General features: G+C 60.0%; 19 protein-coding genes. 9 read left to right on the forward strand and 10 right to left on the reverse strand.

Translation table 11 applies throughout. The features are described 5' to 3' along the window. Positions 1–175: 175 nt before the first annotated feature. The 4 genes from EHH60_RS14340 to EHH60_RS14355 form a co-directional block, all read right to left on the reverse strand. On the reverse strand, positions 176–2311 hold the full coding sequence (locus tag EHH60_RS14340) for an AAA family ATPase (RefSeq protein WP_124160116.1): 2136 nt from the start codon (positions 2309–2311) through the stop codon (positions 176–178). Beyond that, positions 2308–2838, reverse strand: coding sequence for a hypothetical protein (locus tag EHH60_RS14345; RefSeq protein WP_124160117.1), 531 nt, complete (start codon positions 2836–2838; stop codon positions 2308–2310). Before EHH60_RS14345 ends, EHH60_RS14340 begins: the two co-directional genes overlap by 4 nt. A 221-nt stretch (positions 2839–3059) precedes the next feature. After that, complete coding sequence (locus EHH60_RS14350; RefSeq protein ID WP_124160118.1) at positions 3060–3245, reverse strand: hypothetical protein; 186 nt, start codon at positions 3243–3245, stop codon at positions 3060–3062. A gap of 622 nt (positions 3246–3867) precedes the next feature. Continuing rightward, positions 3868–4191, reverse strand: coding sequence for a helix-turn-helix domain-containing protein (locus tag EHH60_RS14355; RefSeq protein ID WP_124160119.1), 324 nt, complete (start codon positions 4189–4191; stop codon positions 3868–3870). Positions 4192–4537: 346 nt separating this feature from the next. On the opposite strand from EHH60_RS14355, the gene EHH60_RS14360 reads away from it, so the two are divergent. Then, complete coding sequence (locus EHH60_RS14360) at positions 4538–6007, forward strand: TM0106 family RecB-like putative nuclease (RefSeq protein WP_158626734.1); 1470 nt, start codon at positions 4538–4540, stop codon at positions 6005–6007. Positions 6008–6032: 25 nt separating this feature from the next. Here the strand turns inward: EHH60_RS14360 and EHH60_RS14365 are convergent, their stop codons facing one another. Then, a complete protein-coding gene (locus EHH60_RS14365) occupies positions 6033–9725 on the reverse strand; it encodes a DEAD/DEAH box helicase (protein WP_124160121.1) in 3693 nt (1230 codons plus the stop codon). Between the two features lie 375 nt (positions 9726–10100). Between EHH60_RS14365 and EHH60_RS14370 the strand changes: the two genes are divergently transcribed. Continuing rightward, positions 10101–10448 carry a hypothetical protein gene (locus tag EHH60_RS14370; RefSeq protein WP_124160122.1) on the forward strand — a complete coding sequence of 116 codons (348 nt, stop codon included), beginning with the start codon at positions 10101–10103 and terminating at the stop codon, positions 10446–10448. A gap of 7 nt (positions 10449–10455) precedes the next feature. Further along, positions 10456–11073 carry a hypothetical protein gene (locus EHH60_RS14375; RefSeq protein ID WP_124160123.1) on the forward strand — a complete coding sequence of 206 codons (618 nt, stop codon included), beginning with the start codon at positions 10456–10458 and terminating at the stop codon, positions 11071–11073. Between the two features lie 340 nt (positions 11074–11413). Here the strand turns inward: EHH60_RS14375 and EHH60_RS14380 are convergent, their stop codons facing one another. From EHH60_RS14380 to EHH60_RS14390, 3 genes are read right to left on the reverse strand one after another with little or no spacing between them, the layout of a single operon-like run. Further along, a complete protein-coding gene (locus tag EHH60_RS14380) occupies positions 11414–12208 on the reverse strand; it encodes a hypothetical protein (protein WP_124160124.1) in 795 nt (264 codons plus the stop codon). Between the two features lie 35 nt (positions 12209–12243). Beyond that, positions 12244–12513 carry a hypothetical protein gene (locus tag EHH60_RS14385; protein ID WP_245454494.1) on the reverse strand — a complete coding sequence of 90 codons (270 nt, stop codon included), beginning with the start codon at positions 12511–12513 and terminating at the stop codon, positions 12244–12246. A gap of 25 nt (positions 12514–12538) precedes the next feature. Further along, positions 12539–13405 carry a hypothetical protein gene (locus tag EHH60_RS14390; RefSeq protein ID WP_124160126.1) on the reverse strand — a complete coding sequence of 289 codons (867 nt, stop codon included), beginning with the start codon at positions 13403–13405 and terminating at the stop codon, positions 12539–12541. A 310-nt stretch (positions 13406–13715) separates the two neighbouring features. Here EHH60_RS14390 and EHH60_RS14395 point away from each other — a divergent pair, with 310 nt between their 5' ends. After that, a complete protein-coding gene (locus EHH60_RS14395) occupies positions 13716–14222 on the forward strand; it encodes a hypothetical protein (RefSeq protein WP_124160127.1) in 507 nt (168 codons plus the stop codon). Between the two features lie 11 nt (positions 14223–14233). On the opposite strand, the gene EHH60_RS14400 is transcribed toward EHH60_RS14395, so the two are convergent. Next, on the reverse strand, positions 14234–15343 hold the full coding sequence (locus EHH60_RS14400) for a hypothetical protein (RefSeq protein WP_124160128.1): 1110 nt from the start codon (positions 15341–15343) through the stop codon (positions 14234–14236). 136 nt (positions 15344–15479) lie between these two features. Continuing rightward, on the reverse strand, positions 15480–15818 hold the full coding sequence (locus tag EHH60_RS14405; RefSeq protein WP_124160129.1) for a hypothetical protein: 339 nt from the start codon (positions 15816–15818) through the stop codon (positions 15480–15482). Positions 15819–16354: 536 nt separating this feature from the next. On the opposite strand from EHH60_RS14405, the gene EHH60_RS14410 reads away from it, so the two are divergent. From EHH60_RS14410 to EHH60_RS14430, 5 genes are all read left to right on the forward strand, one after another. Beyond that, positions 16355–17080 (forward strand): hypothetical protein, encoded by a 726-nt coding sequence (locus EHH60_RS14410; RefSeq protein WP_124160130.1) that lies wholly within the window; start codon positions 16355–16357, stop codon positions 17078–17080. 284 nt (positions 17081–17364) lie between these two features. After that, positions 17365–17562 (forward strand): hypothetical protein, encoded by a 198-nt coding sequence (locus EHH60_RS14415; protein WP_124160131.1) that lies wholly within the window; start codon positions 17365–17367, stop codon positions 17560–17562. Between the two features lie 29 nt (positions 17563–17591). Next, on the forward strand, positions 17592–20723 hold the full coding sequence (locus tag EHH60_RS14420) for an anti-phage-associated DUF499 domain-containing protein (protein ID WP_245454495.1): 3132 nt from the start codon (positions 17592–17594) through the stop codon (positions 20721–20723). Further along, on the forward strand, positions 20720–21301 hold the full coding sequence (locus EHH60_RS14425) for an anti-phage-associated DUF3780 domain-containing protein (RefSeq protein WP_124160133.1): 582 nt from the start codon (positions 20720–20722) through the stop codon (positions 21299–21301). Before EHH60_RS14420 ends, EHH60_RS14425 begins: the two co-directional genes overlap by 4 nt. A gap of 11 nt (positions 21302–21312) precedes the next feature. Beyond that, complete coding sequence (locus EHH60_RS14430; protein WP_124160134.1) at positions 21313–24273, forward strand: anti-phage-associated DUF1156 domain-containing protein; 2961 nt, start codon at positions 21313–21315, stop codon at positions 24271–24273.

The raw sequence follows: 24273 nt of genomic DNA on the forward strand, positions 1-24273 counted from the left end.
GACCTGCACGCTACTCAAATTGAGGTTGCGGAAAAGTTTTACTCGCGCCGGTGATGACGGCGTGCTGAATCTTTGGTGAACCGGTATTGGTGAACGGCTGGTAAGTTCGTCATCAGGAACTGTCACTTGATAGCCCCCGAGCGGTCGACGCCTTGCCGTTCGATGTTCAACACTATTATGATTGCACTACCATCTTGCTTTCGCCGCGAACGCGATGTGCGCGGAAGATCGCGTGCACCGCGTCCCCGCTCAGGTGACGGCGGCGCTGCAGCGCCTTCGCGACCGCGACCACGGCTTCGCGATGCGTGTCCACGATGCTGTCGGCGCGCTCCTGCAGTCTCTGCAGGTCGGCCTCGACGACGTCACGCAACGAGCGGTCGTAGCGGACCGCTTCCAAGGCATCCTTTCGGGAGCCGAGGAAGGCGATCGTCCCACCCACGCCCCAAGTCAGATGGAGAGATGCGATAGCTTCCGTGGCAAGTCCGATGTCTGAGCCCTCATCGCCACCCCCTCCGATCGACTCGCCGGTGGTGAGCAGCACGCGCTCCGCGGCGCGACCGCCCAAGAACATGGTGACGCGGTCCTCGATCGCGCGCCGCGTCGCCAGGTCGCTCTCGTCGGCCTGCACCAACGTGCGATTGGCGCTGCCGCTGCGCGCACCCACTACGCAGTGGCTCACCCTGCCGTATCCGATCGCGAGAGCGATAATGGCATGGCCTGCCTCATGCACGCAAATGCGCCAGTCCGTCTTCGGCGGCACCTTCTCCGCAGTCACTAACGCCGCCCTGAGATCTCCCGCCGCGAGCGGCCGGCCGGCGTACCGGGCGATGCGCCTGGCCTCGCGAACCAGAGCCATGACCTCCGCACCCGTCGAGCGCTCCATCATGCCGGCGATTTCGGTCAGATGCCGATCCGGCACGTCGCCGGCGACATGGAAGCGCAGCATATTCTCGACACCTGCGGCGTCCGCCCGCTCCAGCCTGACCATCTTCTCCAGGCGCCCGGGGCGCAACAACGCGGGGTCGACGCCATGCGGATTGTTGGTCGCCGCCACCACGATCACCCCATAGCGCGGGCAGCCCGTCGCCGAGGAGCCCATCGAATTATCCAGCCTGAGAAGCAGGTCCGTGATCAACGGCAACCAGTAGTCCTTGTTGCGCGAGCCCGAATTCGAGGAGGCGAAATCTTCTCGGTTCGGGATAGCGTCGACCTCATCTAGGAAGGCGATCGCGCAAGGATTCGCCAGTGCAGCACAGCGGTCGAACACCGACCTCATCGATCGGATCACGTCGTCCAAATACCCACTTTTTGTGAACCAATCAGCGCAGCTTGTAACTACGATGGGCACCCCGCATTCGCGGGCCAAAATGCGCGCGTAAAGTGATTTCCCACACCCGGGCTCTGACACCAGGCAAATTCCCTTTTGGAGCTGGGTCCATCCGAGCGTCCCCTCGCGGAACGCCGCAATATCCCGCGCAAGTTGTAATCCAAAAACTCTCGCTTCGCCGTACTCCACGGCGGTCTTCAAGTCGGGCAGTTTGTCCTCGACGGTTTCGCCTCGCGACGCCAGCGTGGCGGCCTGCAGCCGATCAACGATCTTCGCGGGTCCGGACCCGGGCCGGAAGCAGGCGACCACGTCGTGCAGATCGAGTCCGATGCCCAATCCGGGCGGAATGTCCTTCGGCGAACGCTTCGCGAAGCGGGCGATGGCGGTCTGCAGCACGGCCGCCGCGGGCGCCGCGACACGGATCGTGATGTCCACGGCGGCCAGCAGCGCGCGAGGAAGCATCGTCGCGTCGGAGGAAATGCCGGCTACGCAGAATCCGCGCGTCAAATCGCGCGAGACCTCGTCTGATCCCACTTCGCTGTTCTGGTGGCGGCTCTTGCCGTCGCGAGCCGTCAGCGCCCAGCGGCCGCCGAACTTCGCGCGGAAGTATTCCTTCACGGGCCCGACCCAGGCGGGCGAGGGCACCAACACGATCACCGCCAGCGCCTGATTGTGTTCCAGCTTGCGGATGACCTCCCTCGGGGCCGATGCCTCGAAAGCCGCGCCGATGATCGCGGTCATGGCGGACTGCCGGCCGCGCTTCGCCGAGTTGGGCGGCGAGAGCTCGTCGTGGTGATCCTCGTCGATGTCCAGATCATCTTCGACCGGCAGCATCTTGTTGAAGATCATGCTGGTCTTGGCATCCAAGGTGCTGCGCGTGAACACGTCCCTGGGCGTGGCTCTGAGATCGACCAGGCGCTTGGGCACCGTCCGATAGGCGAGGGTCGGCTTCTTGGCGCCGCGGCGGGAAGCGGACTTTTTCATGAACGAGACCTCACAAGGGAAAGCGGTCCGAGCGGAGCGGACGTCAAATCGATTTCGAGAAGATCGTCGCAGAACAGCGACATCAATGACGGCGTAGGATCGCGGTCTGACCGGACGCTCTCCAACAGACGGACGAGCTCCATCGGCCCGTCGTCTCGCAAAACCTGCAGGATCCGGATCCTCAGGCCGAGCGGCACGAAGCGACGATTGTGCGACCAGACGAGATCGACGTTGCTGCGACGCGGCTCCGCCTTCAGGTCCTCATCGTCGATATCGCGCACCTTGCGGGCGGGCACGACGTCGAGAAGGAAGCGGCCGTCGTCCCCGTTCAGGACGATGGCGTCCAGGTCTACCGGTACGGACGCAACATGTGCGGTCGCAACGTGAACGATCGACCGCACTTCCGCGGCGAGCGACGCCTGGATGAGGCCCGCTCGAAGAGCAGGATGTCGCACCGGGATCGGGGCAGGTGCCTTTGTGGAAATGAAGTAGTCGGGATGGCCCCCGAGGGCACGGCGGATGCGCATGTCGAAGAACCCAAAGTCTGGTTGACAGGGAGGGTGGATTGGTTGCGCTGCTGCTTGCGTGCGCTGGTCGTCTCGCTCCTTTCGGCAATGGGGTCTGAATTTGCTTGTCTTAAATAGGTTGAGCAGCTCCGGGTAGTTGAAGAAACGAGCCGACCAGACATCCGCCCGGGAGTCTGCGCTCAGGCGCCATCCATGATGAAGAAGCGACGACGCTTCCGAAATTAGGGACCAAGCACAATGGTGTGCGGACCCAGAGCTGTGTCGTAGATGTCCAGCCGCACAAGGCCTTCGCAGGCAAGCGCACAGAGCGCACCGACGAAGTCGCAGGTAAGACGAGTCCTGTCCTGGAGCTGGATGATGGACTGGGGACCGTCCTCAAGCGCGACCGAAATCTTCAACCTCTCCATCAGCGATACTCGCCGGCCCGCATGCGACCAGATCGACCGCGCGTTCGAGAATAGCGGCTCTCGGTGGAGATCCATTGCATCGCGCTCGAGTAACTGGAGGCCATGACGCTCCAATACGAATCTGAGAGAGGAGTGATCCTCCTGGCTGCGCTCAGGGCGGTTTTGATGGACGCGTAGGAGATATGAAGTATCACCCCGTCGAAGGACTACGCCACTTAGAGAGACGGGCGGGCACTCGATCTCAGGGCCATTACGATAGTGGATCTCGAGAACAGAAGAATCCAAGGAGGCTTGCTCCAGCGCATAGCGAAGGAGAATGTCGTGCACGGGTATTGCAGCACGACATTTCGGACTTGTGAACAAAAAGGGACGTGCGTGTGGAAGCCGTGGTTTCGGCGACTGAATAAGCATCATTAGCCCCGATAGCCTAAAGGCAGATCTGTTGGATTTCGTCTCTCAACCGGCGTCTTCGAAAATCCACGTCAACAAAAGACGCCCTCACTCGATTGCTGTACGATATAGCGTACAACGAAATTGCGCCGAAGCTGTGACGCCGCGAACAATGTGGCTTTATCGAAAGTTTGTGGAGTCAGCTCGGCACGATGTCTTTCGATGGACTGCTTTAGAGGTCCATGCTCAATAGCTCAGCCGGCTCGACGTCGAGCGCTAACGCGATCCGTACGATGGAGTCGAGGGTCGGATTGGCCTCTCCTCGTTCGACCTCGCTTACCAGGGCACGACGGATGCCCGCGTCGTCAGCCAAGTCGGCTTGGCTCAGCTTGAGGGAAAGTCTCAAATCCCTCACCTTCCGGCCAAAAGTAGCCCTCACGCGTTTCTGGTGTTTTGCGAAGGACTCAGTTTCGATCACGATTTGCCTGCGAATCCTTGGCTTGCCGCGTAGCAACGGAACGCGCGACAGACGCTCTGCCACACCTTCTTTGCTCATCCCACAGCAATAATCCTTAACGCCAAGGATTCAACTACCATATTTCTTTTGGCGGCCGCGCCTCAAGCAGACAAGCTTCCCCGCCCTCTGTGGCGCCTGATCATATTCGGAAATTACGCATTGTTCAATAGTCGGGCCACGGCGGAGTGTGTGCCACTTGATGCGCGCATCTCCAAATAGATGACCGGGCGTCTCAAGCAGCTCCAATCTTCCGCCAAGACAGGGAGCGGGTTCGAACGGGCTACTTTTTAAGGCGTACCAACGCCGTCTTAAGATGCCCCGCCGGGTTCTTGCAAACCGCGAATGGTCAAAGCATGTTCACTGCAGGTGCTTCTGGGAGGAAGTTGTGACTATAACTGCTTCGACTCTGTACGATCTGGTCGAATGCCCGCAGCGCGTTGCTTTGGACGCTTTCGGCGACGTCCTCAAGCGAGACCAGATCAGTCCTTTCGTCCGGCTGCTCTGGGAAAGGGGCAGTTTGTTCGAGCAGGAAACGATCTCCAACTTGCAAATCCCCTTTCTCGATCTTTCGGCCGCCAACGAGGTCAACCGTGAACGGCTCACGCTTGATGCTATGATCAAGGGCGAGCCTCTTATCTACGGAGGGTGCATACGGGCCGCTGATCTGTTTGGAAAGCCGGACCTGTTGCGCAAAGAAGTCGGCGGGTACGTCCCAGGCGACATCAAATCAGGGCGCGGCAAGGAGGGTGGAGATGACGATCATGACGGCAGGCCGAAGCGCCACTATGCCGCCCAGCTCGGTCTGTACGTAGACATCCTCGAGCATTTGAATCTTTCGGCGGGACGTCGGGCGTTCGTCTTGGATATTCATGGAAATGAAGTCACCTACGATTTCAGCGACCTTTCCAGTCAAGACCTTTGGGGTGACTACGAAGATACGCTCGCCGAAGCGCGATCAATACTAGCGCGGAAAATCGTCCCGCTCCCCGGCTATGCAAGTTCCTGCAAACTTTGTCATTGGTATAGTTTTTGTATCCAACAGCTCGTCTCGACGGACGATCTGACGTTGATCCCATTTCTTCGACGGTCAGATCGCGACACGATGAATGATCAGATACCCACGATCGCCTCCCTTGCGGCGATCAATCCGGAAGCGTTCATCAAGGGCAAGAAGACCGTGTTCGCCGGCGTTGGGGCGGATCGCTTCCGCACTTTGCAGGCGCGCGCCGTCATGCTGAAAGCATCTTCGCCAAAGGCCTATTTGCGCTCACCGATAAGACTTGACCGCTTCCCTGTCGAGCTATTCTTCGATATCGAAGTCGATCCGCTGCGCGGAGTTTGCTACCTGCATGGATTTATCGAGCGGAAGAATGGGGACAACGACACTGAGCGTTTCGTTTCATTCTTTGCTGACGACCCAACGCCGAAAGCAGAGCGCGAGACTTTCGCAGCAGCCCTCGACTATTTTGCCTCTCGGGAAGGCGCTGCGATATATTATTACAGCAAGTATGAACGGACAATCTACCGGAAGCTCCAGCAGAAGTACCCGGACATCTGCACACCTGAGGACATAGAACAGTTGTTCGAGCCTCGGAGAGCGATTGATCTTTACGGAGATGTCGTTTTGAAAGCGACAGAATGGCCCACCAGAGATCATTCGATTAAAACGCTGGCCAAATTCCTGGGCTTTGCGTGGAGGGACACGCATCCCTCAGGAGCCGCTTCCGTTGAATGGTTCGACCGCTGGTGTCGAGAACGAAGTTCAATTATCCGGCAACGTATACTCGACTACAACGAAGACGATTGTCGCGCCACCCGAGTGCTGCTGGACGGAATCAGGGCACTTGCTGATTGACGCCGGCAGGCGCTCGGTCCAGAGCCTAGACAGCAGTTTGAATCCATCCCTTCTGCGTCCGCTTGCCTAAGGCCAAGCGGCCGACGAATACTCCTTCGTCAATCGAGTATAGCAAACCGGCGTGTTGAACTCGCAAGCCCAGCAGTGTGCGGACCTCAGAACAAAGGGCCAGATGCCGCCTATCCGGCGAACTGAGGGCGGATACCACACGGCAGCGACCTCCGTGCAAGGCGTCGGATGCCTTTAGGGCGACCTCGGTCCAGCGATCTGATGCGTCCGTCGTGTGGCGGATCCCATGCAGCAAATCACCCAGCGGCTGAAGATAGGAACTGCCGCCGGGGGCGGCGAAGTCGAAGTGGAAGGAGATTCCGGTAAGGCTGCAGATTCTAAGATCGTCCGGGTGCGATCTGCGCCCGCTCCACGTGCAGGGTCTAGCTTCGCTTGGAGCGCAATAATTACCCGCAGCCGAACGGATCGCTAGTTTATGCTGTATGCGAGCGCCAGAAACGCTGCTGACAACAAGCAACCGTCTCAACACGCGTGAATCCGCAACCGCGCAGCGTTCAAGCTCGGACGGTAAGACAGCTTTTCCGGTGGCGCTGCAGCGCTCGAGCACGCCCGGCCGAACGAACTTACCGGTGATTTCGCACCGCTCGGCCTCTTGTTTTGCTATTGGTTGCCGTGTCTCATGACAAAGGAGAAACTCGTCCTTGTGGCCCGTTTGATCAGATAAGACTGACTTCGATTTCTGGTCGCGACGATAGGGTTTGCCCGAGATGTCGCTGATGGCCAATTCGCTCTTCAGCACCTCGATGCCGGTGAAATCGCACCGACCGAAGTGTTCTGGTTCCGCCCGTTTACCTGTCAGACTACAGGTCTTGAGAAGCGAGCTGGCGACAGGATTTGCTGTAACCGAGGAGAGTTCCGCTTCGTCTGTCAGGACCAGTTTGCCACTTAAGCTGCAGCGCAGCGAGTGGTCCGGGAGGGCCATTCGGCCGCTGACTTCTGAGGTGACGAGTAGGTGTCGCAAGACATCCACGCCTGTCATGACGCAATGGCCCAGGCATTCCTTCGGCGCGAGAGTCCCGCTACTGTCGCATCTGCCCAATTCCGGAGCGGAAAGGCAATCGCCCGTCCGCGGGATCACCGTCAAACGGCTCTCATAATGCGGGCCTTTGTCGAACTTATAGTGCACCTCCGTGGTCACTTCGCGATGAATGGCTCCCTCCAGCGCCACGACGGTTAGCCCGAGCCGCGGCGTGAAGTCGTCTTCCATCTTCTTGCGCTTTCGCGCGTCATCGCCAGCGGCCGCCATTTCCTGAACGCGCCGTTCGACATAGAAACGACAGAACTCGCCGATGCCCTGATCGCGACCCGCTGCATCGGCCAGGCGTTCGGTATCAATTCCGAGATGCTGAGCGTTCTCGATCGTATCTGCCAATTTATAGAGACCAGACCGGACGGCGTGTGCTCGGTGTTCGCCGGGCAAACATTTCACTTCGACGAGGCGTTCGTAGCTGTCGTGAGTCACAGTCGCCCGTACCCGGATAAGCGCTTTACCTTCAAAGCAGCGGCGCACCCCTTCCACCTTGGTCGTGACGGGCGATGCGCCGAAGCTGTCGACCCAACGGCGCGAGATTTCATTTGCTTGGCCGACCGGGTCCTCGTCCGAATCCTCCACCTGATGAACGCCGGTGGCGATCATTCGGCTTACTAATCTCGAAAAAGCGGCAGATCCGGGTGCGTACAAAGTGGCGCGGCCATTGCGGTCGGCTTCTTCGAAACAAATCAATTCGCGTCCAGTATCCTCTTCCAGAAGATAAAGGCCGCCCTCTTTAGGCGTCACCGTCGCTCCAAGACTCTTGAGACCGGCGAGCGCGAACTCCCGTGACTCCATCGACCTCACGATCGGAGGAAGCTTGGGAGCCCGCGGTCCGACATATTCCGCACCATCCATGCTGCCGAGCATGTCGTTGATGTTAGCCTCTTCCGCTTCCAGCTTTTCCTTAGCGTCGAGAATGCTTTGCTCTGCCTGCTTCGTGGCTCTTTCGAAATCCTTGCCGGCCAGCGCCGCCAGCACCAGCCGAAGGATCCTGTCCTCGAAATCCTCTCCATCCTCGTCGTCTACGCCAGACGCCTCGAGAAGCGACTCGATGTCGCCTATGGCATGTGCGGCCATCTGCAGCTTTTCCATCAAACGGCCGACAATATATTCTTCGAACGTTCCCTTTAGCGTGATGTTGAGTATGCTGACGCTCGCATGTTCCGACGCGAGCCGCTGGATTCGGCCGATGCGCTGCTCGACTATCATCGGATTCCAGGGCAAGTCGAAATTCACAAGCACGTTGGCGACCTGCAAGTTCACGCCCTCTGAACCCGCTTCCGTCGACACGATCACATGGCAGGCGGGCGGATTTTTCCAGAAGCGGGCGATGGTGTCTTGGTTACGCTGTCCTGAGGTGCCGTTGATGATTCCGACCTTGAGGCCCCGCGTCTCGAGGAAAGCCTGAATCGTCGTCTGCGTTTCAAGCCGGCCAGTGAACACCACCATGCGCCACCGCTCTGGGTTTTGGCGCATCAATTGATCGATCAGCGATCCGAGGCCGTTCAGCTTCGCGCAGGTGCTCATGCCATCGACGATGCTGCACACGGCGCCGGCCAACTCCCGTGGAACGGTTCCATTCCGAGCCATGTTGGTGAGTTGGGCCATCAGCGCATGAGGGCTGCTGGTGAGTGCCTGCAGAATTCCAATTTGAGCAAGCCGATTGAGCTTTTGTATCGGTTTGCTGATGACCCGGATAAGCTCGAGCTCGGCGACGGTCGGTTCGACCCGGTGGAGCTGGACAACTCGATCTGGGAAGTACAGCTTTGCGTCGCCGCGCCGCACGCGGGACATGTACCCGTACACGATCGAGCGAAACTCTTCGCGAGCTTCGGCCTTGAGCTGACGAGCCGTATCGCGCTTGTCGGCGATGAACTTGCGCGCGAACATCCCCTCGCTTCCGAACGGATTTTGGTGACCCCGAGCTACCGTAAGGAGGTCGACGAGCGAGTAGAGATCCCAAAGCCGGTTCTGGATCGGAGTGGCGGTAAGCATCAGAACGTATCGAAAGCGCCTCTTTTCAAGGGCCTCCTTGAAGCGCATAGCGACCTGCGGAGGCGGATCGACGCCGTAGAGGTTGCGCAGCTTGTGCGCCTCGTCGAGCACCAGCATCTGGAAACGATCTTCAGGAATCTTCTCGAGGTGCAGGCGCGCGGAAGCATAGGTCGTTATCACCGCGCCAACATCGTCCGGTTCGGCGGTTATCAGCTCTCTGCCGGTTGCGATTTGAGAAGGGATATCGAATTTTGCCTGTAACTCCGCCTGCCATTGCGGTCCGAGGAGTTTTGGACAGACGATGAGGATCTTTGAGATCCTTGTACGCGCGATAAGTTCGCTGGCGATTAATCCGGCGCTGATGGTCTTGCCCAAGCCCACATCGTCGGCGAGCAGTGTCACCGGTAGCCGGCGGCAGAACGTGACCAGATTAGAGACCTGATGGTGGTAGGGCTGTAGGTGGTCTTGCCATCGCTTTTCGGATTTCAGGTCTTTCCGCGTCTCGATGACAATGGGATCAGTCAAATCCCATTCGAGCGCCGCTCTGTACAGCTTGTATTCGTCCGGAAGGACGCTGCGACGCAAAATTTTCGTCTGAAGTTCAGATGAGGACGCCGCCATTCCCCGCAAAACCTGGGCACTAGTTATTCTAATTGCCGTAGCATGCCCGGTTTGGCGCCCGTCGGCAACCTTTGCGAGTAGTTGGCATACGGCTGCGGGCGTCGAGAACTGCGGTCGAAAATTGAGGGCTGCGCCCTCAGTCTCCGGAAGCTCGCCTATGCCCAGATCGAAAGCTGATAGGCGGTCAAGGCCTCAAGACGCCGCTCGGCGTCACGAAGATAAATCTCGTTCATGAGGAAGTGCTTTGTCGACGTCGACATATCCCAACCTCGGGGGGGGCGCCTTCGGGGCAACGAAATCTAAAGACAGACTTCATGAAGCTGGCCTATGATGCCTCTGGTTGCATTTACGTCATTTATTTCCCGGAGGTAATACATGGTCATGATCGAGTCTGCCCCCGATCCACTCGAACCTATATTCCAAAGCTTCGAAAAGCGTTCGGGTTGGAAGGTGAGCCCGCAGGCGAGAATAATCCTCAAGGAGGGATTGATCGCGGCCCGGACCGACATGCTTGGTCTTGGAGATTTTGCGACGGTCGTCGATCGTGATCCGGTTGCGGATCGGATCATCAAGAAGATGCCCAAATTCCTTGACGATCTCCAAAAAGAAGCAGATTCGCGTGAAAAAGCAGAGAAAGTTCAGAAGACGATCGGCGGCGTCTTCGTCCTCCAGAACATGGGCCGGTGGCAAAGCCTCTTCGGCTGCACCTGTTGGCCCGTCTGAGGTGACGATGAACGGTGCAGTGACGAGGCCTCCGTCGTCGCTCAAGGACACGATCGATGCGAATTCCGGTCGCTTCGAGTTCTTAAAGCAGACGCTCACGCTCGGCTTGGCCGGCATTGGCGGCGTCGCAGCCCTTTTCACGGATCCGTCGCGCGTTCCTGCAGATGGTTTGGCGAAATGGATGTTGGTCGTTGCCGGGGCTGGGCTTCTCGTCGTCGTGGCGTTCGCGATCATGGGATTGTCGGCCTACGCAAACTTGCTGACAGTAACGGCGCGAGACCCGAGCGACCCAGACGGGGTGACGAAGTACGCGAACGGAGTGCGCGATCACGCGCGCGTCGTCATCATCGGTCTATCGGTAGCGCTATTCTTCACGGCAACGTTCGCGGTGAATCGCCTCTTCGCATCGTCGAATTCGCCGGAGAGTGCTATTGCCGCCGCCGCCGGTTTCGTCGCCAACGAAACGAAGCTCACGACCGACAGAATTCACTTCGCGGGGATGGTAGCCGACAACGATGCCTATGTCGTTACCTTTTCCGTGCCCACCACTGGGAATGACTTTACCGTGCGAGTTGCTAAAAAGGACGGTAGTGTGACACAGGTCGCACAGCAGAAGAAACCATAGCTCACTTCTAAATAAGCGCTCACTCCTTGGAGCGGGGAAGCGCAGTGACCGCTGATCTCACCCGGCGAACGTTCGCACGGGTCCTACTAAAGCGGTGTTCCTTCGATCCAGGCACCGCCGCGGAGACCGTCGTCAACTGCATGCGCCAGCTTCACGAAGTTGGCAGCAACCTAGTCGTGGAGGCGATCGACGTGGGCGGCAGCGTGAAGCCCGAAGCCGCTTGGTGCTATCCAGATCCTAAGCCCCGGCGGCCACATCGCAGGCAACGTGGCTTTTGGAAGGGGGGCCGAGCGCTCGGCGATGAAGGCACTGCCAACACCACCGCCGCAGCTACTCGCCCTCAAATCCGGAATCCTTGGACAGAGACAGCGATCCGATCCCGCATGTTGGAAGCCGCCGCGATAAGCGAGGCGGCCCTGCGCAGCACTGGATCACCATCGGTGAGCTCTTCAGGTTTCTTGTCGCCGAGATAGATCGACACTTGGCTGCCGCCGGTCCTCGACGGGTGTGCGAGCCAGCCCAAGATCCTGCTCCGATCGATGAGCCCCCTGTCGGCGACGAACGAGAGCGCCGCGGCTGGGGTCGGCCCCAAACCGATGAAAAAGGCGTCGCGACGAAGTTCGCACAAGGTTGGAAGGAAGCCGCGCTCGAAGCTGCGACGCAGCACCTCGACACGCAGGATCTCGTCGAACGAGCCTGCAAATGGCTTGCCTCTTACGAACGCGGCATGAGGCACGACGGATGTTGCATGCAGCAAATCGGCCTTCGCGCTCCAAAGGTCTGCCGCGTGCCCGCCCCCGACCAGCTTCATGATGCCCATGCTGTCGATCATGCGCTCGAGATTAGGACGCATCGTCGGACCTCCGAACGCCGCAAATTTCTTCGTCCTGCGAAGGATAACATCGTCTGATAGGCCCTGCCTCAGGAGTCGGCCAGCTTCCTCACAGGCCTGGTCGCGTTGGATCGGTCCGGGCGTGATACCCACCAAGACAAGTCTGGCGTCTGCATTCACATGTTCGAACGGGACATATTCGAGCGAGTATTTGCCGTCCGAGGCAATGGTCAGCGGTGCGCCGCCTTTGCGGAATTTGGCGAGCGGTTCCCTGAATGCAGCGGCGATAGCTAGGTTTTCCATTTCACTTCCCCCAAGAAATCTCGATTGTGAGCCATTTACCGACGCCGGAAATGCTCTCGTTTATGCGCAGCAGTCACCACCAGGCCGTTGTCGCCGACCACCGCGTACACATTGAGCCAGCGCTCCACGACCTTCAGTCCGCGATCACCGCCCAAATGATGGAGCAGCCGTTTGATCGCGCTTTTGTCGAAAATCAGGCGCTCCGCGCCATTGGCGCGCGACGCAGACCCGAACTGCATCAGTAAGTCCACGACGAGCGGTGGAATCGCGCGCTGCTGCAGGCGCGCCCTGGAATGAACCGTCAAAGGAGATCGTTCGCCGCCAAAGCGTTCATGAGCGGCCTCCCTCGGTGGCACGCAGAGTGACCTCGAGCGCCTTGCCGACGAACATCGGAACGTCGAGCTGCAGGGCCTTCGCGATCTCACCGGCGCGATCGGCGTCGAAGACGAACGTGCCGTCGAACCAAGGCTGTACGTCCGCCGGCTTCCAACCAAGCTTGCGGGCAAGCTTGTCGGCCGATTCGAATCCGGCGACCTGGTGAACGAGCCGGGCGAGCACCTTGGGTGTCTCGGCGTCACGGATCGCGCGCGTGAGGAAGCGGTCGTCGGCGGCGCGCTCCGGCCACGGAATGAAGCCCCGGCGTCCGGAAAGCCACCGTTTGGCTTCGTCGAACCTGACCGCGACCGGCTTCGAGCCGGGAATGGTCTTCAGACGGCCTTCGCTCTTGTCCGAGATCGCCATGCGCACGGCGCCCTCGCTCATATTGGCAAGCAGCGCCAGCTCGCGGGTGGTGAACTTGGCGGAGTCGTCGCCCGCCCACTCGAGCTTCCACCTTGCGAGGGCTGCATCGGCGACCATTCGGCAATAGCCGTCGGGGGTCATGAAGCGGTGCATCTCTCCGGCCGAGGAAATACCGCCGATGCGCGGGGTGCCTTCCATGAAGGCCTGCAGGTCCTGCACTTCTTCCTCGCCGAACGTGTTCAGCCGGCTGCGATTGAACGCAAACTCATAGGCCCGCTCGAAGGACGCCGTGATGTTCGCGAAGAGCGAAAGGTCGACCTTGGAGGTCGCTTCATGGACGTATTCGCCCTTTTCGCCTGGCGGGAAGCCGATAAACGCTTCGGCTTTCTTGGGTCCGGAACTGATCAAGACGTGATCAGCCTCGAAGAGGAAGATCGTCCGGAGCTCATCGAACATTTGCTCTTTTGTGAAACCGGCCAACTTTGTGCTCCATGCAAATATGCATTTCATTTTGAATGGACATGTTTAGCCCGCAGAATCCACCAACGCAAGTCTATTATGTGAATTTATTTTATAAAATGCATATTTTCGTCAGCTCAGCCCAACCTCGGGCGGGCGAGAGTGCCGGAGGAACTCGAAGGCCCTTGTCGTTGTGAAAGGCGGGCCGGCCTTAGCAAGCTGATCGCGGAAGTTGACGAGATCGAGCCGGAATTCCCGGCAGAAACCGACTCGGATAGCCTCGCGCGGGATGCCGGCAGAGATCGCCATGGGCACCGAGCCGAAGCCTAAACCGACCAGGAAAGTGAAGCGCCGGCGTGAGCCGGCCGAGGAGATCGTCGACTACATCGTCGAAATCGAGGACTGGGATTTTTCCTACTGGCTGGCACTAAACACGCTGCGGAACGCGCTCGATCCCTACCATGAACACCGGCAAATCGAATTAAAGGGTCGGATGCTGAGGCCGGCGGGGCTGAAAACCAACCGGGTGGAAGTGTCGCTGTTTCCGTCGATCGGCTTGGAAGAGGAGCGCCGGAAGGATCTCAAGCCAATCGCGGTCGGATCGCTCGAGCTCTATGCTGAGAGGGTCGGCGGGCACGTCGGGATCCCCTTCGATGCGCTGGTCCCGGTCCTGCAGATGCTGATCGCCGGCCGCTTGAAGTTCGTCGTCATGCGAGGCGCGAAATTCCGCTACCGCAGTGCTCGCCTGCAGAGCTACAGCCTGGCTACGAAGCTCGACGAAGACGATCTGGCGTCATTGGAAGCGACGACTTGAAGCGTGGGCGATCATTCCTGCGGCCGCGTCCGCCTGGTCACTCGGCCGAGCGCCGATAAGCGCTTGGCGATCTCGTCCTTGTCATCCATGGAAACGGGCGGCATCTTCGGCGGCGCAACCCTCCCTCTCGGCGCGCCGGCCGGCTTGGTGTTCGGCCCCCCAGCCGGTTTGCGATTTCCGGAGTCGTTGAACATCAACGCAAGCAGGAAACGCACCAGACGCGGCGTCCACTTGGCACCGCTCGCCGTGCGGTGCCCTTCCGCGTTGAGGCGTCGCGCCACATCCAGCGGCTTGCGCGTATGCTCGCGGGCGTAGGTCTTGATGATCGGCTCGAGCTTGCCGAACAGCTCCCCAAGTCCCACCGCATCGGAGTTGAAATGCACCATCTCCGCTTCGGTCATCGGCTCCCGCGAGTCGTCGGCCTCCTTAGAGGAAGCCCGGAGCAGCCGTCGCCCCGTCGGCGGCTCGGACCGTGCCGGGGAGGGCGGAGGAAGCGAGTTCTCTTCCGAAGTTTCCTGAATGACGACCGTACCGCCGATGCGGAACGTAACTGGCCTCAGCGTTTCCCTATGCAGGAACGATACTTCGTCGCCTTTCATGTTGATGAAATCGCCCGGCTCCAGCACGGGGCCTTCGGAGCGGCAGGTGAAGGCGGTCGTCTCTCCCTCGCGAGAATCCAGATACTCCGCGGTGATGACGTTCTCGTCGCCGCTTCTGACCACCTCGATCACGACGAGCAGCGTCCACTCGTCCCCGGCGCGTCGCCCGAAAAGCTTGTTTTCGAACAGGCCGGCTACGTTCGCGGCCGAGATCAATTCCTGCATCGCTCCGCGTGCGCGTCGCTCCGGGTGACGGCTCCTCGGAGCGTAATCCCGCGGAATGTCGGTGCAGGGGTGCTTGGGCCAGGGGGGCCCGAGATGATCGAAGAAGACACGGCTTCCGTGCTCGTTGGCGTAGAAGTAGACGCCAGCGTTGCAGACGGGACACCGCGCATTGGGATTGACGTAGCAACCTGAGGCCGACCGTGCCGACTCCCGCTTTAGGAGGTTCATGGCATCGCGCCGGCGCAGGTCGGACACCAGCCGCGCCCGGTCCGAGTACGACATCCGGCTGTAGTTCACGCACCATCCGCAGGTGCAATCGGCATAGTGGTTGAAACCTGGCAAAACGTTCCCCCGGCCCACTCAATCTTCGCCCTACACCTGTATGAAGATCGACCCCTGCGGGCGAGCGACATACGGCGATAACGCCCCGAGGCTAAGGGCGAAGCCTTCGCTTCCACGGTGGCTGGGAAACGGGGGAGTGAATGCTGCGCGGCTCCCGAGCGCGAACGGTGCCGAGCGGGTAGCTCTCCTTTATCCTCTGGAGCTCGGCCTCTTCTTCGGCGAGAAATTTTGAAAAGCTCCTGTAGCTCTCTTCTGCCTCGCGTTGCTCCTCCTGCCAGCGCGTCAGCTCGATGGGATCCTCGGGCGGGATGAGCCCCATCATTGCCTTTTCTTCTCGTTCTTGGCGGTCCCTCAGCTCTCGCTCACGGGCTTCATGCTCCATTTGCGCGATAGGGCGGAGGATTCGTCCTGTTCTTGGCTTCTCGTTCATCTTACGGCTTTCTCGAGCATTCGAGCCGTCGTTTTCACGACCGAGCTCGTCGAGAACTGTAACGAGTCTCGTCGAAAGGCTATGCCGACCTTCGTCTATGCTGTGCAGGGCTGCCGTCCATCTGTTCCAGGCTGCTGCGCAAGCTCAGGCTGCGGTCTTGTCCGACTCGCCCCACGGCAACCTTGTCGATGGCCGCACGCCCAGACTCGACGGAGCATCGTCATCGTCCGGAACAATACCCGGGGCTTGCGTCCAGCTCGGTCAATCCTACCCGCTCCACCTCCCACCGCAGCCGAACCATGACGAACTCATCATCCTGCCGCGCCGGTAGACCGACCCTGGACTCGTTGAGCGCGGCAAGCGGAACGCCATCGCCATCGAACAGTCTGATCAGAGCCACGCCAGCTTCCGGAAATCACCTTTCGCTGCGGGGGGCTGCATTAGGCCGGTTTCCGAATCGATGATGACTGCGATCGCGACCATGTTTATATCCACGCGGGTCCGCCCCTTCACCAAATCACCCAAACTCGAGCATCATGAAAACGAGCAAGTCGCCACACCAACGGATGGAGACGCTTGAGCGCTGGTCGGCCGGCGCCACCCTCGGAATCCTGGTCGGAATTCTCATCGAGATAGGCGTCCTTTGGAGATACGAATACCATCCGGACCAAGCGAAGTTCTGGCTTTCAATTCTGGCGAACATCCTCATCGGCCTCGGGCTCACGGTGGAGTATTTCTGCATCCGCTGGACGATCATCGCGTCCAAGGAAGCGGAGGCCGAAAATGACGCGAAACTCGCGGCGGCACTCAATCGAGCCGCCTCCGCAGAGGAGGAGCTTTTCGCGTTCCGGACGACCAGGCGGCATGTTATCGGTCCGCAGCAAGCCCAGCTCACGAACCTGATGCGGCCGTTCGCGGGGGCGGTCTTCGACACCGCTATGAGCCATTTCGAGCGGGAAATCGGCGACATTCTATGGGATATCGAAGCAGCGCTCGATGCCGCGGGCTGGCAACAGATCGATTGGGCTGCGCCCGCATACGCCTCCGCGATCCGGCGCAACCTGCGTCCCATTTCCGGATCAGCCTTGGCCCAAAACGTGGAAATAGAAATCGACCCGAGCCAGCGACAAAGCCTCTTGCCCGCAGCGGACGCGCTGATCCGAGCCCTGAACCAAATCGGTATCGACGCCCGCGAGGCTCCCTACACCTCCGTCAATGGGAATCCGCACGCGATACACGTGATGGTCGGCCCGAAAAGATAGCGAAAGCTATCCTCGTCGCCGGAAACGCCCCTTCTAGCGCATAGAACATAATGGGATCATTTAACCCGATTCAATAGTGTCCGTAGACCTATATCATATAGGTATATGTTGATTAGACTTTCGCCGAGGCAATATTCCTGTTATTTCAGAGGGATGTTCCGTTTTGCGATGGATGAAAAGCCGCCATTTAAGGGGAAAAACGGCTGGCAGCCGGTCTCAGACTCTTGCTGCACCTCGCAACCCATGGGACGGTTTGCGGGAGCGCACAACGCACGGGCAGGGTAGTGGCGGACAAAAAGGCGGCCGGAAAGCCGGGGCGGAAGCCGCCGGTAGGCGACAAGAAGCAGTTCTTGTCGACGATGGACCCAGTGGTCATACGGGACATCAAGGTCGCGGCCGCGGAGCTGGAGACAAACGCGTCCCAGGTCCTGGAGACGGCCGCCAAGGAATGGCTCGAGCGGTATCGCGCGGGCAAAAGGTAAGGGGCGGGCCGGGAAAAATGCTTCAGACGGTGAAAGACGCGTGCAAGTTCGATCCGAAGGCGATCGACTACGCACTGAGCGACCAGATCGAGAATCTCGAGGACCTAGTCGGCCACGATACCAACGCTGCCAAGGGCTTCTTCGACAAGACCTACGTCACGGGCGGCATGAAGACTCTGCTGCGGCAAGGGCTGCAGCGGCTCGCCGGCACGTCAGGCCAGGCGGTCTTCGAGCTCAAGCAAGCCATGGGTGGCGGCAAGACCCACTCGATGCTCGCCCTCGGTTACCTGGCCGCGAATCCTTCGCTGTTCTCGCTGGTCGACACCGAGATCACGAAGGGCATCAAGCTGACTTCGGCAGCGAAGGTCGTCGCCATCTCCGGACGGGCGATCTCCCGCGAGAAGCACCTGTGGGGCGACATCGCCGAGCAGCTCGGTAAGGCCGAACAGTTCCTGCCGTTCTACAAGGGGGCGCCCTCGGCGCCGAACGAGAAGGACTGGATCGCACTGATCGGCGAAGAGCCGACGCTGATCCTCCTCGACGAGCTCCCGCCGTACTTCCGCAACGCGATCACTCAGCCCGTCGGAGGCGGCACGCTGGCCGACGTCACGACTTACGCGGTCTCGAACCTGCTCTCGGCGGCGCTGAAGCTGCCCCGCCTCTGCATCGTGATCTCGAACCTCTCCGGCGCCTATGAAGGGGCGACGAAGGACATCACCGCGATGGTTGCGAAGGCGACCCGCGACCTGCAGAATGAGACCGGCCGCCAGGCTAAGGGCATCACACCCGTCGAGCTCGGGTCGGACGAGATCTACAGCATCCTGCGGACGCGTCTGCTGAACGAACAGCCAAATCCCAAGGTGGTAAATTCCGTCGCGACGGCGTTCTCAGACGCCATCTCCGATGCCGTGAAATCGAAGGCGGTCGCCAAGTCGGCGACCCAGATCGCCGACGAGATCGCGGCGAGCTATCCATTCCATCCGTCGTTCAAGCACATTCTGGCGCTGTTCAAGGAAAACGAGCGCTTCCGCCAGACCCGCGGCCTGATGACGATGGCAGCCCTCATGGTGAAATCGGCTCTCGCCCGGTCAACCAACGACGTGTTCTTGGTCGGCTGCCAGCACATCGACCTCTCCAATCCCGACGTGCGCGACGCGGTCACCAACGTCTACGATCTGTCCGGCGCCATCGCCCACGATATCGCGGGCACCGGCGCCGAGCGGGCCCACGCGCAGACCATCGACGACCAAATGGACAATGACTCCGCCAGCCAGGTGGCGCGCCTCGTGCTCATGGCCTCGCTCTCGGAGGCGAACGACGCCGTCAAGGGCCTGACCAAGTCCGAGGTTGTCCAGAATCTCGTCGCGCCGCACCGTTCGCCGATCGAATTTGATGAGGCATTCGAGAAACTGCGCACCGAATGCTGGTACATGCATCGCAAGGAGAACGATGCCTGGTACTTCTCGAAGAACGAGAATCTGAAGAAGAAGATCGAAAAGTATGCGACCACGGCGCCGCAGCCGAAGATCGACACCGAGATGGAGCGTCGCCTCACCATGGTGTTCGAGGCGAAGAGGCGAAACGCCTACTCGACGGTGTTGCCGCTGCCGAAGGTCGAGGACATCAAGACCAACGGCGACCGCATCCTGCTCGTTCTCAGCCCCGACAAGCGCGTCCCGCCTGAGGAGGCCGAGCGCCTGTTCAACGCGATCGCCGAGAAGAACAATTTCTGCGTCGTCACGGGCGACGGCACCGATTTGGCCAAGCTCGAGGACAAGGTCCGCCGCATCTGGGCGACGGCCAAGGTCATGCAGGAGGACGGCGGCGAGCGCTCGCCGAACCTCGCGGAGCTCGAGGAGGAGGCCGAGACCGCCGAGTTCGAATTCAATTCGGCGCTCATCAACCTGTTCAACCGCGTCTACTATCCGGCCAGGTTGCCGAAGGGCGGCGTCGACGGGCTCGCCTACGCCGCCCTCAAGTTGGTCGAACGTCGCAGCAAGGATGGCGGACCCACCACGATCGACGGCGAGGCCGCCGTCGAGGAAGCCTTGAGCGCCACCGGAGCCTCCAAGCTCATTCTGGACCTCACGGCCGAGCAGACGCTGTCCGGGCTGCGGACCAGAGCGGAGGACCAGCTCTGGGGCACCACGGAACGCAAGACGCGCTGGAAGGACGTGGAGGAGCGCGCGATCTGCAACGTTCGCTGGCCGTGGCTGCCGCTGCGCGGGCTCGACGAGATCAAGCGGGCGGCACTCGCCAACGGCCAGTGGCGCGACAACGGCGACGGTTACATCGAGAAAGGGCCGTTCCCCGCCGCCAAGACCTCGGTGAAGGTCCTCACGCGCAACTACGACGACCAGACCGGCGTCGCGACCATCGAGCTGACGGCGACCGACGCCGGTCCAAACGGCAAGATCCACTTCGCGGCGACGTCCGACGTCTCCGCCAAGTCGCCGATCGTCCCCGATCTGATCACGGACCGGGACGAGACCGTGCTCTGGTTCGTCGCCGTGGATCCCGACGGCAAGCACGAAACCGGCGAGCCGGTGAAGTGGACCAACACGCTGACCCTGACCTATGAGCCGAAGGAAGTCATGGGCAAGCGCAGCGTCGCGCTGACGGTGAAGCCGCGGGGCAACATCCGCTGGAATACCGACGGGACCAACGCGCGCGAGGGGAAGCCCTACACCGGGCCGATCCCGATCAACGGCAACGACGAAGTGAAGATCTACGCCTACGCCGAAGACGCGGGTGTGGAAACCCAGAAGATCTTCACCATCAGGCCGGTGAAGGGCGGCGAGGTCCAGATCGACCCGGACAGGCCGGTGGTGATCAAGAAGCGGCTGAAGATCGCCTCGACCAAGGACGTCTTCGTCGTGATCAACGCGCTAAAAGCCGCCCACGGCAAGGTCCGGGGTAGCCTTTCGGCCACCGTTGGTCAGGGCGACGTCAACGCAACGACGCGCTTCGGGCCGAAGACGGAGCTTTCGGCGGAGATCCTGGAAGGCTTTCTCAGTGCCGGCCGTGCCGCCCTCGCCAACGAGTTGGCTGAGGTAGAGGTCGGTTTCTCGGAAGTGCAGTTTTCCACTGGGCGCGAGATGGAGGACTTCATCGCCGCCGTCGGCTGGGAAGTGCAGCCCAACGAGGTTGAACAGCAGTGAACGATCGCAAGACCACCGGCTTCGGCGTGCCCCATGACATCGATCCCCATCACTTCGTGGTGGAGATCCCGGCCGCGCGCGCGAACCCCGTGGTGGTCACCGAGCACTTCGGTCTCGCCGGTGGCACCAATGGTCTGCCCGACGCCGTCGTGCGCTGCAGGTTGCCTCAGGATCACTGGAATGCCGTCCGCAAGGAGCTCGAGCGCGTGCTCAACGAGCGCCTGAAGGAGAAGAAGCTGACCACCGGCCGGTGGAAGAGCGGCAAGAACCAGGTCGAGCGTCTCCTCGGGCGCGAACTCTGCGTCCTGCTCTGGGCGGTCGAGGCGGCGCCGAAGGAGGCAATCCCCAACGCGATCCGCACCTGGAGCGCGCTCAAGCCTGAGGAGCGTTGGTGGCTGTTCGCCATGGCGGCCTCGGTGACCGGTACGTCCGATGACGTCGACGTCGGCTGGCGCAAGGCGATCCGCATTGCCATGACCGAGAACCCCACCGGTGAGGAGGTCGGAGCGATCCGCGCCAAGAACCCTCGCCGCCCCGAGGAACGCCCCACGCTTCCGCTGTTCGAGCGCGTTAAGTGAAGAGTGTCGCCATGGATGCAGTCAGCCCGAAGTCCTCCGTCGTGCCGTTTTCGTTGAAGGACACGCCGTCGCTGATTGAGGGAATCTTCCCCGTTCAGAAGCTCTCCGCTGAAGCGCAAAAGGAACGATTGGGCGCCCAATCTCAGACACTCACGCCGCTGGGTTCATACTGGAAGGGGCGGAAGCCTCTGATTTTGGTGCGAGCGTGCATCATCGCTTCGCTGCTTCCTCCGAGCGGTGATGACGCATTGGATCTCGATATCCTGGAAAAGCTTATCGGACTCCATGATGAGCAGATTTTCGCGAGGCTTCGTGACAATGTGACGGTCGACGAGATTGTTAAGTGGGCCACCCCTGCTCAACGTGCCGTGCTCCTTGATGAAGCGGTCGAGCGCGGTAAATCGGTCGTGACACTCAAGAGAGGAGTTGAGCGGTCGGAGCGGGATCGCGTGAGCGCCGCGATCATCAGCAACATGCCTTACATCACTCGGGTTGAAAAGCTTGCTCGCCCAGAGGAGGTGGACGAAAGTCTGCTTCTCATTCCATATTTGCAGCGAGCAAATGAGCTGTACGGCACAGATGCTAAAAGCCTCCCCGAGCTCGTCGATCAGTTGGGAACCATGCGCTTTGGGCATCGTCCTCGTGTCGGCGATACGTTTTCAGGTGGAGGATCAATTCCATTCGAAGCCGCCCGGATCGGCTGTGACGTGTATGCCTCAGATCTCAATCCGATTGCTTGCATGCTGACTTGGGGCGCCCTCAACATAATTGGAGCCGACCAGTCCGCACGCAAGGAATTTGAGCGGGCTCAAGCGGATCTGATGAGGCGGGTTGATGACGAGGTTACGAAGCTTGGTGTCGAATTTGATAAGCATGGCAACCGAGCTAAGGCATATCTTTACTGCCTGGAAGTGAAATGCCCGCAGACGCAATGGGTAGTCCCGATTGCGCCGACGTGGGTCATTTCGAAAGGACGGCGCACGGTCGGAAAGCTTGTGCCCGACAAGAAAAACAAACGCTTCGACATCGAACTCGTCTTTGAAGCGTCCGATGCTGAAATGAGTGAGGCTGAAAAGGGTACGCTTCGCTCCGGAACGGTCGTCTACACCATCGGGAATGACGAATACCGCACGCCTCTGAAAACGATAAGAGGAGATTACAAAGGACCGGACGGCACGACTGCCAATGGCATCCGCAAGTGGGACAAATCGGACATCAGCTTCAGAGCGAATGACGTCTTCACCGAGCGGCTTTTTGCCGTCCAATGGATTACGAAAGAGACTCTGGAGAGCCCGCGTCAGGAGACGTATCTTGCCGCTCCTACGGAGCTTGATCTGCAGCAAGAGCGCAAGGTACAGGAGTTCGTGAAGCGAAACCTCGCCGACTGGCAGGCCTCTGGATTCGTTCCCGACATGATGATCGAACCAGGTGAAAACACCTCTCAGCCGATTCGGGAGAGAGGGTGGACATACTGGCACCATTTGTTCAGCCCTCGAGAGCTTCTGATCTTCGGCCTTATGCGCAAGCTCGCGAAAGGCAGGGAATACGAGTTTGTTCTCGCAACCATGCTGGCACGTAGCCTCGACTGGAATTCTCGCCTCTGCCGGTGGAGAGGAAGTGTCGGAAAGGAGGCGAACGCCAATACCTTCTCCAACATGGCGTTGAATACGCTGGCGAACACAGTTTCTCGCGGTCTGGCCTCTTTTGGAGGCCTCTCAATTGACGTGAGCAAGGCCCGGCCAATTCGGGGTGAGGCAAAGGTCGCCAATCTTCCGGCCAACGACTTGGCCGTTGACTGCGACATGTTCATCACCGACCCGCCGTATGCGGATGCGGTCAACTATCATGAGATTACCGAATTCTTCATTAGTTGGCTCCGAAAGGGCCCGCCGAAGCCTTTCAATGATTGGATCTGGGATTCCCGAAGGCCGCTCGCCATCAAGGGAGATGGCGAAGAGTTCAGGCACAACATGGTGGCGGCCTACACGGCAATGGCTAACCATATGCCTGAGAACGGCATCCAGATCGTCATGTTCACGCACCAATCCGCGTCGGTGTGGGCCGACATGGCCCAAATTTTTTGGGGCGCCGGGCTCCAAGTGATGGCTGCCTGGTACATTGCAACTGAGACTACGTCAGAGCTCAAGAAGGGCGGCTATGTACAGGGTACGGTCATTCTTGTCCTGAGGAAGCGAAAGGGCGTGGAGACTGGCTATAAGGACGAGATCGTCCAAGAGGTGCGCGCGGAAGTCGCCGAGCAAATCGACACGATGGTGGGCTTGAACCAGACTTTGAAGGGGTCTGGCAGAGCCGAGAATTTGTTCGAGGACGCGGATCTTCAGATGGCGGGCTACGCCGCCGCCCTTCGCGTCTTGACGAGATACGCTAAGATCGACGGCGTCGACATGACGAAGGAGGCGCTCCGGCCGAGGCGCAAAGGCGAGAAGGATATTGTTGGCGAGGTCATCGATTTCTCGGTGCAGGTTGCCAATGAGCATATGGTTCCCGAACACATGCCGTCCAAACTTTGGGAGCGACTGACGGGGCCGGAGCGTTTTTATTTGAAGATGATGGATATCGAGACCACGTCGCTGCGGAAACTCGACAACTACCAGAACTTTGCGAAAGCATTCCGGGTTGCTGACTACGGCGACCTCATGGGCAGTGTCCAGCCGAACAAGGCCCGACTGAAAACCGCGAAGGAGTTCAAGAAGGTCGGCTTCGAGATTCCCGAGTTCGGTCCGTCGGCGACCAGGGCCGTTCTCTACGCTATTTATGAGCTGGAGAACGACGTTGAGGGGGACGAAGTTCTCTCGCACCTGCGGGATATGCTGCCGTCCTACCACCACAAACGCGACGACCTGGCCGCCGTCGCCGAGTACATCGCGCGGAAGCGCGAGAAGGTGGACGAGACAGAATCCCGCGCAGCGCGTATTCTCCACGGACTGATCCGGAACGAACGCCTGGGGTAG

The sequence above is a fragment of the Bradyrhizobium sp. RP6 genome, from assembly GCF_003837805.1.
Lineage (GTDB): Bacteria > Pseudomonadota > Alphaproteobacteria > Rhizobiales > Xanthobacteraceae > Bradyrhizobium.

Excerpts from the sequence above, each read along its gene's own strand:
- EHH60_RS14395 (WP_124160127.1), top strand. The coding sequence starts at position 13,716 with ATGGGCACCGAGCCGAAGCCTAAACCGACCAGGAAAGTGAAGCGCCGG.
- EHH60_RS14355 (WP_124160119.1), bottom strand. The coding sequence starts at position 4,191 with ATGAGCAAAGAAGGTGTGGCAGAGCGTCTGTCGCGCGTTCCGTTGCTA.
- EHH60_RS14390 (WP_124160126.1), bottom strand. The coding sequence starts at position 13,405 with ATGTTCGATGAGCTCCGGACGATCTTCCTCTTCGAGGCTGATCACGTC.
- EHH60_RS14375 (WP_124160123.1), top strand. The coding sequence starts at position 10,456 with ATGAACGGTGCAGTGACGAGGCCTCCGTCGTCGCTCAAGGACACGATC.
- EHH60_RS14410 (WP_124160130.1), top strand. The coding sequence starts at position 16,355 with ATGAAAACGAGCAAGTCGCCACACCAACGGATGGAGACGCTTGAGCGC.
- EHH60_RS14405 (WP_124160129.1), bottom strand. The coding sequence starts at position 15,818 with ATGAACGAGAAGCCAAGAACAGGACGAATCCTCCGCCCTATCGCGCAA.
- EHH60_RS14365 (WP_124160121.1), bottom strand. The coding sequence starts at position 9,725 with ATGGCGGCGTCCTCATCTGAACTTCAGACGAAAATTTTGCGTCGCAGC.
- EHH60_RS14350 (WP_124160118.1), bottom strand. The coding sequence starts at position 3,245 with ATGGAGAGGTTGAAGATTTCGGTCGCGCTTGAGGACGGTCCCCAGTCC.
- EHH60_RS14340 (WP_124160116.1), bottom strand. The coding sequence starts at position 2,311 with ATGAAAAAGTCCGCTTCCCGCCGCGGCGCCAAGAAGCCGACCCTCGCC.
- EHH60_RS14345 (WP_124160117.1), bottom strand. The coding sequence starts at position 2,838 with ATGCGCATCCGCCGTGCCCTCGGGGGCCATCCCGACTACTTCATTTCC.
- EHH60_RS14430 (WP_124160134.1), top strand. The coding sequence starts at position 21,313 with ATGGATGCAGTCAGCCCGAAGTCCTCCGTCGTGCCGTTTTCGTTGAAG.
- EHH60_RS14380 (WP_124160124.1), bottom strand. The coding sequence starts at position 12,208 with ATGGAAAACCTAGCTATCGCCGCTGCATTCAGGGAACCGCTCGCCAAA.
- EHH60_RS14370 (WP_124160122.1), top strand. The coding sequence starts at position 10,101 with ATGGTCATGATCGAGTCTGCCCCCGATCCACTCGAACCTATATTCCAA.